The sequence below is a fragment of the Caulobacter sp. DWR1-3-2b1 genome (genome assembly GCF_049895765.1).
Taxonomy (GTDB): domain Bacteria; phylum Pseudomonadota; class Alphaproteobacteria; order Caulobacterales; family Caulobacteraceae; genus Caulobacter.
This window is the reverse complement of the sequence record NZ_JAFCSZ010000001.1, coordinates 10204-23670: the sequence shown is the minus strand read 5'-3', so window position 1 is coordinate 23670 and position 13467 is coordinate 10204. Positions and strand designations below refer to the sequence as shown.

Annotated in this window: 11 protein-coding genes; 9 read left to right on the top strand and 2 right to left on the bottom strand. The window is 66.9% G+C overall.

The window, feature by feature from the left end; all coding sequences use genetic code 11:
- The first annotated feature begins 81 nt into the window (after positions 1-81).
- The 9 genes from ACP69S_RS00095 (at position 82) to cobA (ending at position 12295) form a co-directional block, all read left to right on the top strand.
- A complete protein-coding gene (locus tag ACP69S_RS00095; protein WP_425993683.1) occupies positions 82-1479 on the top strand; it encodes an alginate export family protein in 1398 nt (465 codons plus the stop codon).
- A 20-nt stretch (positions 1480-1499) separates the two neighbouring features.
- The gene (locus ACP69S_RS00090) at positions 1500-2813 is read left to right on the top strand and encodes a CmpA/NrtA family ABC transporter substrate-binding protein (RefSeq protein ID WP_425993681.1); all 1314 of its coding nucleotides are present in this window, start codon (positions 1500-1502) and stop codon (positions 2811-2813) included.
- 10 nt (positions 2814-2823) lie between these two features.
- Positions 2824-3738, top strand: coding sequence for a nitrate ABC transporter permease (gene ntrB, locus ACP69S_RS00085; protein ID WP_425993679.1), 915 nt, complete (start codon positions 2824-2826; stop codon positions 3736-3738).
- A gap of 12 nt (positions 3739-3750) precedes the next feature.
- The gene (locus ACP69S_RS00080) at positions 3751-4536 is read left to right on the top strand and encodes an ABC transporter ATP-binding protein (protein ID WP_425993677.1); all 786 of its coding nucleotides are present in this window, start codon (positions 3751-3753) and stop codon (positions 4534-4536) included.
- Between the two features lie 227 nt (positions 4537-4763).
- Positions 4764-5984: a nitrate/nitrite transporter gene (locus tag ACP69S_RS00075; RefSeq protein WP_425993675.1), complete on the top strand. Its 1221-nt coding sequence runs from the start codon at positions 4764-4766 to the stop codon at positions 5982-5984.
- Between the two features lie 28 nt (positions 5985-6012).
- Complete coding sequence (nirB, locus tag ACP69S_RS00070; RefSeq protein WP_425993673.1) at positions 6013-8481, top strand: nitrite reductase large subunit NirB; 2469 nt, start codon at positions 6013-6015, stop codon at positions 8479-8481.
- The gene (gene nirD, locus ACP69S_RS00065; RefSeq protein WP_425993671.1) at positions 8478-8831 is read left to right on the top strand and encodes a nitrite reductase small subunit NirD; all 354 of its coding nucleotides are present in this window, start codon (positions 8478-8480) and stop codon (positions 8829-8831) included. Before nirB ends, nirD begins: the two co-directional genes overlap by 4 nt.
- Positions 8824-11523, top strand: coding sequence for a molybdopterin-dependent oxidoreductase (locus tag ACP69S_RS00060; RefSeq protein ID WP_425993669.1), 2700 nt, complete (start codon positions 8824-8826; stop codon positions 11521-11523). Before nirD ends, ACP69S_RS00060 begins: the two co-directional genes overlap by 8 nt.
- Positions 11513-12295 carry a uroporphyrinogen-III C-methyltransferase gene (gene cobA, locus ACP69S_RS00055; protein WP_425993667.1) on the top strand — a complete coding sequence of 261 codons (783 nt, stop codon included), beginning with the start codon at positions 11513-11515 and terminating at the stop codon, positions 12293-12295. The genes ACP69S_RS00060 and cobA overlap by 11 nt, the downstream gene beginning before the upstream one ends.
- On the opposite strand, the gene ACP69S_RS00050 is transcribed toward cobA, so the two are convergent.
- On the bottom strand, positions 12284-12436 hold the full coding sequence (locus ACP69S_RS00050; RefSeq protein WP_425993665.1) for a hypothetical protein: 153 nt from the start codon (positions 12434-12436) through the stop codon (positions 12284-12286). The two genes, cobA and ACP69S_RS00050, sit on opposite strands and share 12 nt — an antisense overlap.
- Positions 12427-12993 carry an ATP-binding protein gene (locus ACP69S_RS00045; protein ID WP_425993663.1) on the bottom strand — a complete coding sequence of 189 codons (567 nt, stop codon included), beginning with the start codon at positions 12991-12993 and terminating at the stop codon, positions 12427-12429. The genes ACP69S_RS00050 and ACP69S_RS00045 overlap by 10 nt, the downstream gene beginning before the upstream one ends.
- Between the last annotated feature and the right edge of the window lie 474 nt (positions 12994-13467).

The following is a 13467-nucleotide window of genomic DNA, read 5'->3' as shown; positions in this document are numbered from 1 at the left end:
AGATGGATTGGACAACGACGTCCGGAGGAGCCGCTCAGCGGCCCCCCGGGCGTTTTTTTTTGGCCTTGGGGGGATTGAGGCATGAAAAGAACGACGATCGCATTGGCCTTTGGGGCAGGAGCCGCGGCCCTGCTCTGGTCGGGAATGGCGGCGGCGCAAACCGCGCCCGAACCGCAGCCGCCGGCCTCGCCGGAGCCCGCCGCAGAGGCTCCGGCCGCCGAGCCGCTGGAAGCTGCCGAGCCGCCGCCACCGCCCGCTCCGCCGCCTACCGTCAGCGACCAGATCGGCGCCGGAAAGCTGATCCTGGAGGTTCGCGCCCGCTACGAGAGCGTCGATCAGACCCGGACAGCGACGCTGAAGGATCAGGCCTCGGCCTTCACCGTCCGCACACGGATGGGCTGGGAGACCGCCGAGTCCAAGGGCGTGAAGGGCCTGATCGAGTTCGAGGATGTCCGTCAGGCCGGACCCGAGCACTATGCCGTCAACGTGCCGGGAGCCGCTACGCCGCCTCTGAACGGCGCCGACAAGGCCCGCTATCCGGTGGTCAACGATCCGGATGTTACCGAACTGAACCGCGCCCAGCTGACCTGGACGCCCAGCGCCGCCCTGCAGGTGACCGCCGGTCGTCAGCGCATCCTGCTGGATGACCAGCGCTTCGTCGGCAATGTCGGCTGGCGCCAGGACGAGCAGACCTTCGACGGCGTACGGGCGGACTTCGCCCTGGGCCGGGTCAAGGGAACCTACGCCTATATCAATCACGTCAACCGCATCCTGGGCGAGCTGCGTGACTGGGACAGCGACAGCCACCTGCTGAACGTCACTTGGTCGCCAGCCGAGGCGCTGCGCCTGCAGGGTTTCGTCTACGCGCTGGACTTCGGCAATTCGGCGATCAATTCGTCGATCACCAAGGGTGGCAAGGCTTCGGGCAAGACGTGGGTCGGGCTCTACCAGCTGGCCTACAACGCCGCCTACGCCCGGCAGAGCGAACACAACGGCAACACGGCGCCCTTTGAGCTCGACTACTTCGGCGGCGACATCGCCGGGACCTTCGACATCTACACCGCCAGGGTCTCGTACGAGTCGCTTGAGGGGAGCGGGACGCGCGGCTTCACCACGCCTCTGGCCACTGTCCACGCCTTCAACGGCTGGACGGACGCCTTCGTCTCGGCCGGCGGCAACAAGAGCTTCCCCGACGGGATCGAAGACCTCAATTTCAGCTTCAACGTCAAGCCGCGCCTGAGGAGGACCTACTTCTTCAACAGCGACATTCTGGTCCGCTACCACGATTTCAACGACCAGAAGACCGGCGCGGACCTGGGCCACGAGTGGGGCGTGCAACTGACGGTGGCCCTGACCACCAAGCTGTCGATCCAGTTCAAATATGCCGACTTCCAGCGCGAGGCGCGCGTGCCGGCCGGCACCCTGACGCCGCCGGCCTCGCGCACGAAGGCCTGGTTCACCCTCGAATACAAATTCTGATCAAGACGGGATCCACGATCATGTCCAAGACCGACAAGACCCAGACCGTCGCCGCCGAGGCCTTGCCGTCGGTTGGTCTGACGCGCCGCAACGCCATCATGGCGACGGCCGCAATCTTCGCCGCCGTGAAGGCTGCTTTCCCGGCCGGCGCGTACGCCGCCGGCGGCGGACCTGAAACCGCCAAGGCCAAGCTGGGCTTCATCGCCCTGACCGACTCCTCACCGCTGATCATCGCCAAGGAACGCGGCCTGTTCGCCAAGCACGGCATGCCCGATGTGGAAGTCCTCAAACAGGCCTCCTGGGGCGCCACGCGCGACAATCTGGTGCTGGGATCCGAGCGCGGCGGCATCGACGGGGCGCATATCCTGTCGCCCATGCCCTATCTGATGACCACCGGGGCGATCACCGGCGGCTCGCCGACGCCGATGTACGTGCTGGCCCGGCTTAACACCAACGGTCAGGGGATCTCGGTCGGCAACGACCTGAAGGCGGTGAAGGTCGGCCTTCACAGCGGGGGCGCCAAGGCCAAGTTCGCCCAGCTGAAAGCGTCAGGCAACATCGCCAAGGTGGCCATGACCTTCCGCGGCGGCACCCATGACCTGTGGGTTCGCTACTGGCTGGCGGCCGGTGGTATCAACCCAGAGACCGACGTCTCGACCATCGTCATCCCGCCGCCGCAGATGGTGGCCAACATGAAGGCCGGCACCCAGGACGTGTTCTGCGTCGGCGAACCGTGGAACGGCCAGCTGGTCAACCAGAGGGTCGGCTACACGGCCTGTCTGACCTCAGAACTGTGGATGAACCACCCGGAAAAGGCGCTCGGCATGCGCGCCGCCTGGGTCGACAAATACCCGCGCGCCGCCCAGGCCATCACCGCTGCGGTGCAGGAAGCGGCCAGGTGGTGCGACAAGGCCTCCAACCTGCCAGCCATGTGCTCGATCGTTTCGGGCCGCCAGTACATCAACGCGCCGATGGGCGACATCCTGCCTCGCCTGCAGGGCACGGTGGACTATGGCGACGGCCGCACGCTGAAGAACTCTCCGCACCGGATGAAGTTCTGGGCCGACAACGCCAGCTTCCCCTTCAAGTCCCACGACCTGTGGTTCCTGACCGAGGACGTCCGCTGGGGCGTGCTGCCGCAGAAAACCCACACCCAAGCGCTCGTCAACAAGGTCAACCGCTCGGACATCTGGCGCGCGGCGGCCAAGACCATCGGTCAGACCGGCCCCGCCGGCGACAGCCGGGGTGTCGAGCGGTTCTTCGACGGCAAGGTGTTCGACCCGGCCAATCCCGGCGCCTACCTGGCCAGCCAGCCGATCAAGAAGCTGGTCTAGGGGTGCAGTCATGACCTTTCCCAAGCCCTCATTTTCACCAGCCGAACCCTTGGCGGGGGCCGCGCGCGAGGTCGCGGCGTCGGCGGGTTCGCCGGCGCCTGTCGACGAGGTTCACGCCTCACGTCTGTCCGAATTCGGCCGCCGGGCTGGAGCTACGGCGGCGGCGGTCATTCCGCCGGCCCTCACCCTGCTGCTGCTGATGGGCATGTGGCAGGTGGCGGCCGGCGATTCTTATACGGGCGTGCCGTCGCCGGGGCGCATCTGGACCGAGTCGAAGGACCTGATCACCGACCCATTCTTCGATAATGGCGGAGTCGACAAAGGTCTCTTCTGGCACGTCCTGACCAGCCTCAGTCGGGTCGGTGTCGGCTTTTCGCTGTCGGCGATCTGCGGGATCATGCTGGGTGTGCTGATCGGCGCCAACCGCTGGGCTCATCGCGGTCTGGATCCGATCTTCCAGGTTCTCCGCACCGTGCCGCCCCTGGCTTGGCTGCCGATCTCGCTGGCCGCCTTCCAGCAAGCCCAGCCGTCGGCCCTGTTCGTGATCTTCATCACCTCGATCTGGCCGATCATCATCAACACGGCCGTGGGCGTGCGGAATATTCCCGACGACTATCGCAACGTCGCGAGGGTGCTGCGGCTGTCGCCGGTCGAATACTTCTTCAAGATCCTGTTGCCGGCCACGACGCCCTACATCTTTACCGGCCTGCGCATCGGCGTCGGCATGAGCTGGCTGGCTATTGTCGCGTCCGAAATGCTGCTGGGCGGCGTCGGCGTCGGCTTCTTCATCTGGGACCAGTACAATTCCGGGCGGATCTCCGACATCGTCGTGGCCCTGGCCTGGGTCGGTCTGACCGGTTTCTTCCTCGACCGCATCGTCGCCTTCGTCGGGCGCATCGTCTCGCGCGGCAGCGCGCTGAGCTGAAGGATCATCACCATGGCCAAGGCCTATCTTTCCATCGAAGGCGTCGGCGTCACCTTCCAGAAGGGCTCTGCCCGCTCGGAAGTGTTGCGCGATATCAACCTGCAGGTCGATCAGGGCGAGTTCGTCACGATCATCGGCCACTCCGGATGCGGCAAGTCCACCCTGCTCAATGTGGTGGCCGGCTTGATCCCGGTGACCACCGGGGCGGTGATACTCGACCGAGAGTCGGTCGAGGCGCCGGGGCCGGAGCGAGCGGTGGTGTTTCAGAACCACTCGCTGCTGCCCTGGCTGTCGGTGCAGGAGAACGTCCGCCTGGCGGTCGACAAGGTGTTCGCGGGCAAGAAGTCAGTTGCTGAGCGCAGGGAGTGGACGCTGCACAACCTGGATCTCGTCAAGATGACCCACGCCCGCGACAAGCGGCCGTCGGAAATCTCGGGTGGCATGAAGCAGCGGGTCGGGATTGCCCGCGCCCTGTCGATGCAGCCCAAGGTGCTGCTACTGGACGAGCCGTTCGGCGCCCTGGACGCCCTGACCCGTGCGCACCTGCAGGACAGCGTCATGGAGATCCAGACAGCGCTGAAGAACACCGTGCTGATGATCACCCACGATGTCGACGAGGCGGTGCTGCTGTCGGATCGTATTGTGATGATGACCAACGGTCCGCGCGCGACCATCGGGGATATCCTTCCGGTGGACCTGGAGCGCCCGAGAGACCGGCTCGCGGTCGCTGAGAATCCCGCCTACGTCCACGGCCGCGCGGCGGTGATCGAATTCCTGTACGCCCGTCGGGCGGCATAAATGCTCAGCAAGCAGGCGCCGTTGCTGCCTATTTGATGAGCTATTGTGCGGCGCCGCATACGGCGGCGTCGCGGGTGCGAAGGCTGGGTGACTCCCCGGCGTTCGTGAGCCCCAATGAAGTCAGGCCTTCGGACAACGACGTTCGTGGCTGCCAGAGACGACCGCTCGGATGCGGTCACCCCCGGGCGCAGGCGCCCCTCTCGCAGACCGCATCCCGAGGCACAGCCATGAATCTTCGTGAGTTCGCCAAGGTTGGACACGCTCCAACCCTGTTCGCCGCCTTCCTCTATTTCGACCTCAGCTTCATGGTCTGGGTGATCCTGGGCCCGCTGGGCGTGGCCATCGCCAAGGACTTCAATCTCGACCCCGCCCAGAAGGGCCTGATGGTCGCAGTGCCAGTGCTGTCTGGCGCCCTGCTGCGCTTGGTCAATGGCGTGCTGGTCGATCGCATCGGACCCAAGAAGACCGGCATGATCGGGCAGCTGATCGTGCTGGCCGGCCTGGTTTTGACCTGGGTGGTGGGGGTCCACAGCTACAATCAGGTACTGGCCCTGGGCCTGATCCTCGGCGTCGCCGGCTCGTCCTTCGCCGTGGCCCTGCCGCTGGCTTCGCGCTGGTATCCGCAGGAGCATCAGGGCTTGGCCCTCGGCATCGCCGGCGCGGGTAATTCCGGCACGGCTCTCGCGGCCCTGTTCGCCCCGCTGCTGGCCAAGGCCTATGGCTGGCAGAACGTCATTGGCCTGGCCGCGATCCCGCTGGCTGTCGCCTTCGTCGTCTACATGCTGATGGCCAAGGACGCGCCTGACCAGCCTGAACCCAAGAAGCTGACCGAATATCTCGACGTGCTGAAGGTTCCCGACGCCTGGTGGCTGATGCTGCTGTACGGCGTCACCTTCGGCGGGTTCGTGGGCTTGGCTTCGTCGCTGACCATGTATTTCAACTCCGAATATGGCCTGGATCCGGTGATCGCCGGCTTCTTCACCGCCGCCTGCGTGTTCGCCGGTTCGTTCATTCGCCCCGTCGGCGGCTTCCTGGCCGACCGTCACGGCGGTGTGCGCACCCTGACCGTGGTCTACGCCCTGGCCGCCATCGGCATGGCGGTGGCTAGCTTCCAGCTGCCCTCGGCCTGGCTGGCCCTGGCGGTGCTGATGTTCTCGATGCTGGCCTTGGGCGCCGGCAATGGCGCGGTCTTCCAGCTGGCGCCGCAGCGCTTCCGCAAGGAGATCGGCGTCATGACCGGCCTGATCGGCATGACCGGGGGGATCGGCGGCTTCTACCTGGCCTCGACCCTGGGCATGGCCAAGAAGGCGACCGGTTCCTACCAGCTGGGCTTCTTGGGCTTTGCCGCTCTGGCTCTGGTCGCGCTGTTCGCCCTGCATGGCCTGAAGTCCCGTTGGCGCGCGGTCTGGCCGACCTTGCACGCCGACGCTCGCCCCGTGCGCGTCTGATCCTGACCTCTGAGAAATGAGCAACGCCATGAGCAAAGCCCAAACTCGGGAAAGACTGGTTGTCATTGGCAACGGCATGGCCGGTTGCCGGGCGGTCGAGGAGGTCCTCAAGCGCGACCCCGGCCGTTACGAGATCGCAATCTTCGGCGCCGAGCCCCGCGTCAACTATAACCGGATCATGCTGTCGCCGGTGCTGGCGGGCGAGAAGACGTTTGCCGACATCGTCATCAATGACGAGGCCTGGTATCGCGACAACGGCATCACTCTGCACGCCGGCCGCGCGGTCATCGGGATCGATACGGAAGGCAAGACGGTGCTGGCCGAAGGCGGTCTGGCCCTGGCCTATGACAAACTGATCCTGGCCACGGGCTCCGATCCCTTCCGTCTGCCTCTGCCAGGCTCCGACCTGAAGGGCGTGGTCACCTTCCGCGACCTGGACGACGTCGAGGCCATGGTTGCAGCCTCGGCCAAGCCCGGCGCACGCGCCGTGGTCATCGGCGGCGGCCTGCTGGGTCTGGAAGCCGCCTACGGCTTGGCCCGTCGGGGCATGGGCGCGACTGTCGTCCACCTGATGGACGTGCTGATGGAGCGCCAGCTGGACGAAAGCGCCGGCTTCCTGCTGCGCGAGGCTCTGCTGGAGCGCGGCGTCGAGACGGTGCTGGGCGCTCACTCCGAAGAGATCGTCGGCGAAGACGGCAAGGTTGCCGGGCTGAAGCTGAAGGACGGTCGCGTCCTGCCTTGCGACCTGCTGGTTATGGCCGTCGGCATCCGCCCGAACGCGACCCTGGCGCGCGACGCGGGCCTGGCAGTTAATCGCGGCGTGGTCGTCGATGACGGCATGCGCTGTTCGGACCCCGACGTGTTCGCGGTCGGCGAGTGCGTCGAACATCGCGGCCAGTGTTACGGCCTCGTCGCGCCGATCTGGGAGATGTGCCGCGCTCTGGCGCAAAGCCTGACGGACGGCGAGGGCGGTTACGAGGGCTCGGTGCTCTCGACCCGCCTGAAGGTCTCGGGCGTCGACGTGTTCTCGGCCGGCAAGTTCTCGGGCGGCGAGGGTTGCGAGGACATCGTATTCCGCGACGCCGGGCGCGGCGTCTACAAGCGGGTGGTCATCGAGGACGGCAAGGTGGCCGGCGCGGTGCTGTTCGGCGACGCCATAGACGGCAACTGGTATTTCGACCTGATGCGGGCCGGGACCACGATCGTCGACATCCGCGACACCCTGATCTTCGGCCAGGCCATCACGGAGGGTTTGTCCGGCCTGGACCCTAATGCCGCCGTTGCAGCCATGCCCGACACGCAGGAAATCTGCGGCTGCAACGGTGTCTGCAAGGGTTCCATCGTCTTGGCCATCACCACCCAGGGTCTGACGACCCTGGACGACGTGAAGGCGGTCACCAAGGCCTCGGCCTCATGCGGGTCGTGCACGCCGCTGGTCGAGCAGGTGTTGAAGCTCACCCTGGGTGACGATTTCAAGGCTCAGGTCGGACCCAAGCCGATGTGCAAGTGCACGCACCATCCGCACTCGGACGTCCGCAAGGCCATTCTCGAATACGAACTGAAGTCCATGCCGGCGGTGATGCAGGCCATGGAATGGACCACGCCCGACGGCTGCTCGTCGTGCCGTCCGGCCCTGAACTACTATCTGCTGTGCGCCTGGCCGGCCGAGTACCGCGACGACAAGCAGTCGCGCTACATCAACGAGCGGGTCCACGCCAACATCCAGAAGGACGGAACCTATTCGGTGGTGCCGCGCATTTGGGGCGGCATGACCACGCCCGACGAGCTGCGGGCCATCGCCGACGTCGCCGACAAGTTCGCCATCCCGGCGGTCAAGGTGACGGGCGGCCAGCGCATCGACTTGCTGGGCGTCAAGAAAGACGACCTCCCGGCCGTCTGGGCCGATCTGAACGCCGCCGGAATGGTCAGCGGCCACGCCTACGCCAAGGGCCTGCGCACGGTGAAGACCTGCGTCGGCAGCGACTGGTGCCGGTTCGGCACCCAGGACTCCACCGGCCTGGGCATCCGCCTGGAGAAATTTCTCTGGGGTTCGTGGGCGCCGGCCAAGGTCAAGCTGGCCGTGTCGGGTTGTCCCCGCAACTGCGCCGAGGCCACCTGCAAGGACTTCGGCGTCGTCTGCGTCGACAGCGGCTACGAGATCCACATCGGCGGCGCGGCCGGCCTGCACATCCAGGGCACAAAGGTGCTGACCCATGTCGCGTCCGAGGACGAGGCCGTCTGGGTGATCGCCGCAGCCATGCAGCTTTATCGCGAAGAAGGCTGGTATCTGGAGCGCGTCTACAAGTGGATGGCGCGGGTCGGGCTGGAGACGATCCAGGCCCAGGTCACCGATCCCGAGCAGCGCAAGGCGCTCTACGACCGCTTCACCTACTCGCAGCGCTTCGCCCGCATCGACCCGTGGGCCGAGCGCGTGGCCGGTCGCCACAACGAGGAATTCACCCCCATGAGCCGCCGGATGGAGTTCGCTCCCGCATGAACGCCCCCGTAAAAGTTCCGATCTGGATCGACGTCGGCGCGGTCACCGACGTCCCCCGTCGCGGCGCCCGCCGGGTCACCAGCCCGCGCGGCGACATCGCCATCTTCCGCACCGGCGACGGCGAGGTATTCGCCCTGATGGACGCTTGCCCGCACAAGGGCGGCCCCCTCAGCCAGGGCATAGTTCACGGCCGGGCGGTGGCCTGTCCGCTGCACAACTGGTCGATCGATCTGGCCACCGGCGAGCCGATGGGCGCTGACAAGGGCAAGGGCTGCACGCCCGTGGTGCCGCTGGAGGTCCGCGACGGCCGCCTGCTGCTGAGCCTGTCCCTGGCCGAGGCCGATGGCTGACGGCGCGGCCGCCCTTTCGGTCAAGACCGCCTGCCCCTATTGCGGCGTCGGCTGCGGCGTCGACGCGGTCGTCACCCGCGACGGGGGAGAGGGCAGGGCCGTATCGGTGGCCGGGGATCAGGCCCATCCCGCCAATCTGGGTCGGCTGTGCTCCAAAGGCACGGCGCTGGGCGCGACTGTCAGCTTGGAGGGCCGGCTGCTTGAGCCGACCATAGGCGGCCGCGTCGCCAGCTGGACCGAAGCGACGGCCCTGGTCGCCAAGCGCTTTCGCGAGACCATCGCCAAGCACGGCCCCGACAGCGTCGCCTTCTACGTCTCGGGCCAACTGCTGACCGAGGACTATTACGTCGCCAACAAGCTGATGAAGGGCTTCATCGGCTCGGGCAATATCGACACCAACAGCCGGCTCTGCATGGCTTCGGCGGTCGCGGCGCACAAGCAGGCCTTCGGCGCCGATCTGGTGCCCGGCTGCTACGAAGACCTCGACCTGGCCGATCTGGTCGTGTTCAGCGGCCACAACGCCGCCTGGACCCATCCGGTCCTGTTCCGCCGGATGGAAGCCGCCAAGGCGCGTGGCCAGAAGCATGTGGTCATCGACCCCCGCCGCACCGACACCGCCGAGGGCGCTGACCTGCACCTGCCCATTGCTCCGCAGTCGGACGTTCGCTTGTGGAATGGCCTGCTGGCCGACCTGATCCGGTGCGGCGCGGTCGATCGGGAGTATATCGCCGAGCACGTCAACGGCTTCGACGCCGTGGATGCTGCTCTGGCCGAGATCGACCAGACGCCCGCCGCCGTCGCCGCCGACTGCGGCGTGTCGCTGGCCGATCTGCTGACCTTCTTCGACCTGTTCGCGGCCAACCCAAAGACGGTCAGCCTGTTCTCGATGGGCGCCAACCAATCGGCTCAGGGCGTGGCCAAGGGCCTTTCGATCCTCAACACCCACTTGGCGACGGGCCGGATCGGCAAGCCAGGCGCCTGCCCGTTTTCGATCACCGGCCAGCCCAACGCCATGGGCGGCCGCGAGACCGGCGGCATGGCCAACACCCTGGCCGGCCACATGGACTTCGAGCCAGCCGAGCGCGACCGCGTGGCCCGCTTCTGGGGCGCGCCCGACACCACCCGCAAGCCGGGCCTGAAAGCCGTCGACATGTTCGAGGCGGTGCACGACGGGCGCATCAAGGCGATCTGGGTGATGGCCACCAATCCGGCCGTCTCGATGCCCGACGCCAGCCGCGTGCGGGAGGCCCTGGCCAGGTGCCCCTTCGTGGTGGTCTCCGATTGCATCGTCGACACCGACACGACCGTCTTCGCCGACGTGAAGCTGCCGGCCCTCGCCTGGGGCGAGAAGGACGGCACGGTCACCAATTCCGAGCGGCGGATCTCGCGCCAGCGGGCGCTGTTCGACCCGCCGGGCCAGGCCCGCCCAGACTGGCGGATCATCGCCGACGTCGCCAAGGCGATGGGCTTCGAAGGTTTCGGTTGGCCCAGTCAGGCCAGCGTGTTTCGCGAGTGGGCCCGCCTGACGGCCTATGAGAACGAGGGCCGGCTGCTGAACCTGTCGGGCCTGGCCGCTCTTGGCCCCGACGGCTACGCTGCGCTAAAGCCCGTGCAGTGGCCGGTGGCCGCTGACGGAACCGGAACGCCGCGCCTGTTTGTCGATGGCCGCTTCCAGACCCCCGACGGTCGCGCCCGGATGATCCCGACCCGGCCGCGCGGTCCGGCCGACGCGGTGGACGCGGTCTATCCGCTGTCACTGAACACCGGCCGTATCCGCGACCAGTGGCACACCATGACCCGCACGGGCCTGGCCGCCGACCTGTGCCGCCACGCGCCCGAACCCTTTGTCGAGATGCACCCCCTCGACGCCGAGGCCGCCGGCATCAAGGACGGCGCCCTGACCCGCGTGGTCACCGCACGCGGCGAAGCGGTGGCTCTTGCCAAGGTCACAGACCGTCAGCGTCCGGGCGGCGTCTTCATGCCCATGCACTGGACAGACGCCTTTGCGCCATCCGGTCGTTCCAATTCGTTGATCGCGCCCAATGTCGATCCAACCTCCGGCCAGCCCGAGTTCAAACACACCCCTGCGCGCATCCGGGCCTATCGCGAGACCTGGAAGGGCTTCTTCCTGTCGCGGGATATTCTCGGCGCGCCTACGGGCCAGGATCTGGTCTGGCGCCGCATCCCGCAGGATGCCTGCCAGCAGCACGAGTTCGCCGGCCGGGGCGATACCGACCAGCGCGACGCGGTGCGCAAGGTTCTGTCCAAGGGACTGATCGGCGAAGTCGTCGCCTATGAAGACCCTGGCCCGGGATCACGGCGCGAGGCGTGGATCCGAGACGGCCGCTTGGTCGCCGTCCTGTTCATGACAACCACCGGTCGTCTGCCGCCGCGCGAGTGGCTGGCCGACCTGTTCGCCATGCCAATGCTCGAGGCCGAAGCCCGCTCGGCCCTGCTGTTTGGCCGTCCTCCAGGCCCGCCGGTCGACAAGGGGCCGCTGATCTGCACCTGCCTAAAGGTCGGCGCCAAGGCCGTCCAGGCCGCCATCGTCGCCGGCGCTTCCGATGCCGACACCGTCGGTGCGGTCACGGGGGCGGGGACCAACTGCGGTTCCTGTCGTCCGGAAATCGCCCGGATGATCGCCGCCGCTTCTCTCGCCTCGCCCGTCAAGGAAACTGCCGATGTCGCATGACCTGAAAGTCGGTTGCGTCCTGCTGGTCGGCGCCGGTCCTGGCCCTGTAGACCTGATGACGATGCGTGCGGTCCGCGCCGTCGAGGGCACGCAAGCCCTTCTGTATGACGCCCTGATCTCGGAGGAGGCCATCGCCCTGGCCCCGCCGGGCTGTATCCGCATCCAGACCGGGAAACGCTCGGGTCGGACCAGCATGAAGCAGGAGACGATCAACCGCCTGATGCTGCGCCTGGCGCGGCGCGGCCTGCGCGTGGTGCGGCTGAAGGGCGGCGATCCGTCGGTATTTGGCCGGGTGGGCGAGGAGAGCGACTTCCTCAAAGGCCACGGCATACCTGTCGAGATCGTGCCCGGCGTCACCGCCGCCTGCGCCGCCGCCGCCCAGTTCAATTTCCCGCTGACTCACCGTGGTGAAGCGCGCCGCGTTGTCTTCGCCACGGCGCGACTGGAAGCCGGCGCCCTGACGGGTGACTGGAACGCCGCCGCCGATCCCGAGGCGACCATGGCCATCTATATGGGCGGCGAGGTCGTCGCCGAGCTGAGCCGGCGGATGATCGCGGCCGGACGATGCCCGACAACGCCGGCCCTGGCGGTCGAGCAAGCCGGCGGCCCGGATGCGCGGCTCTATCGCGGGACCTTGGAAACCCTTCCGGCCAGACTGGCCGACGCCGGGAGCGGTCCGGTCCTGATCGTCATCGGCGAGGTCGCGGCGCGGGCCGATGCGCGTCAGTGGATCGACGAGGTCGGCGTTCAGGCCGCAAGCCTACGAGCCTGACACCGCCTTCTGCGCCACGGCATCGAGAACCGACCGAATTCGCGCGGCCAGGGCCGGCGGCTCATAGGGCTTGTCGATCATCGGATATTCGCTGGCCCAGGCTGTGGCCTCCTCGCCGATATAGCCAGAGGTCAGCAACACCTTGAGATTGGGCTGCTCGCTGCTCGCTGCGCGCCCGGCGGGCCAGTTCCAGACCACTGACCCCGCCCGGCATGATGACGTCGGAGAACAACAGTTCGTAGGTCTGCGGACCCTTCAGGCGCCGCAACGCGCCGGCGGCGTTGCGGCGCCGCGGTGACCTGGTAGCCTAGGCCCTTGAGCGTATCGACGGCCAGGGCCAGCACGGCAGGATCGTCCTCGACCACCAAAATCCGCTCCGAGCCGACCGCCTCGACATTGATCGGTGCCGGGTTGTTTCGCGCGGCGGCCGACTCGACGCCGGGCGGCAGCTTGATCTCGAATGTCGCGCCGGCGCCCGGCGAACTGCGCACCGAAACATCGCCGCCTGACTGGCTGGTAAAGCCATAGACCTGGGACAGACCAAGGCCCGAGCCCTTTCCAACCTCCTTGGTGGTGAAGAACGGCTCGAAGATGCGTTCGGCCACTTCGGGCGGCATGCCTTCACCCGTATCGCGGACGACGATCAGATTGCTCAGTCGACCGGTTTCGTCCTGATGGGGACGGGTTGCGATGGTCACGGTGCCGCCGCTCTTGAACGACGCCTGGACGCATTCCCCCAACTTGACCGACGACGTTCAGTCCGCCGGAACGGTTCCCGCCCGGAAACACCCCATCGCGAGATTTTTCGGGATGCAATTCACGGGGCCGTGGCAGACGACAATGGGTTGTTCTTGTGTGGAAGCAATGGAGCAAGATCATGGCCAAAGCCCCGCCCATCCCGGCTGAGCAACGGGCCTTCAAGGGCGAGAAGCCCGATATCGAAGGGTCTTCAGGCGACCGTCGAGACGACAGGACCGGACTCCAGTCTGGCGATCCGGGTGACGCCGACGCCAGCCTCGACAGTCAGGGACGTTTTGCCAATCTAAATCAAAACACTTCCCATTCTGGAAACGTTCAGGACCGTTGGCCTCGCCCGTCACAGCGCTTGAGCGAACGAACGCTCAAGCGCCTCACTACGCGTCGCCCTTTATTGGAGCGATGACGTGCGCCGC

Excerpts from the sequence above, each read along its gene's own strand:
- nirB (WP_425993673.1), top strand. The coding sequence starts at position 6,013 with ATGAGCAAAGCCCAAACTCGGGAAAGACTGGTTGTCATTGGCAACGGC.
- ACP69S_RS00080 (WP_425993677.1), top strand. The coding sequence starts at position 3,751 with ATGGCCAAGGCCTATCTTTCCATCGAAGGCGTCGGCGTCACCTTCCAG.
- ACP69S_RS00090 (WP_425993681.1), top strand. The coding sequence starts at position 1,500 with ATGTCCAAGACCGACAAGACCCAGACCGTCGCCGCCGAGGCCTTGCCG.
- ACP69S_RS00075 (WP_425993675.1), top strand. The coding sequence starts at position 4,764 with ATGAATCTTCGTGAGTTCGCCAAGGTTGGACACGCTCCAACCCTGTTC.
- ACP69S_RS00060 (WP_425993669.1), top strand. The coding sequence starts at position 8,824 with ATGGCTGACGGCGCGGCCGCCCTTTCGGTCAAGACCGCCTGCCCCTAT.
- cobA (WP_425993667.1), top strand. The coding sequence starts at position 11,513 with ATGTCGCATGACCTGAAAGTCGGTTGCGTCCTGCTGGTCGGCGCCGGT.
- ACP69S_RS00095 (WP_425993683.1), top strand. The coding sequence starts at position 82 with ATGAAAAGAACGACGATCGCATTGGCCTTTGGGGCAGGAGCCGCGGCC.
- ntrB (WP_425993679.1), top strand. The coding sequence starts at position 2,824 with ATGACCTTTCCCAAGCCCTCATTTTCACCAGCCGAACCCTTGGCGGGG.
- nirD (WP_425993671.1), top strand. The coding sequence starts at position 8,478 with ATGAACGCCCCCGTAAAAGTTCCGATCTGGATCGACGTCGGCGCGGTC.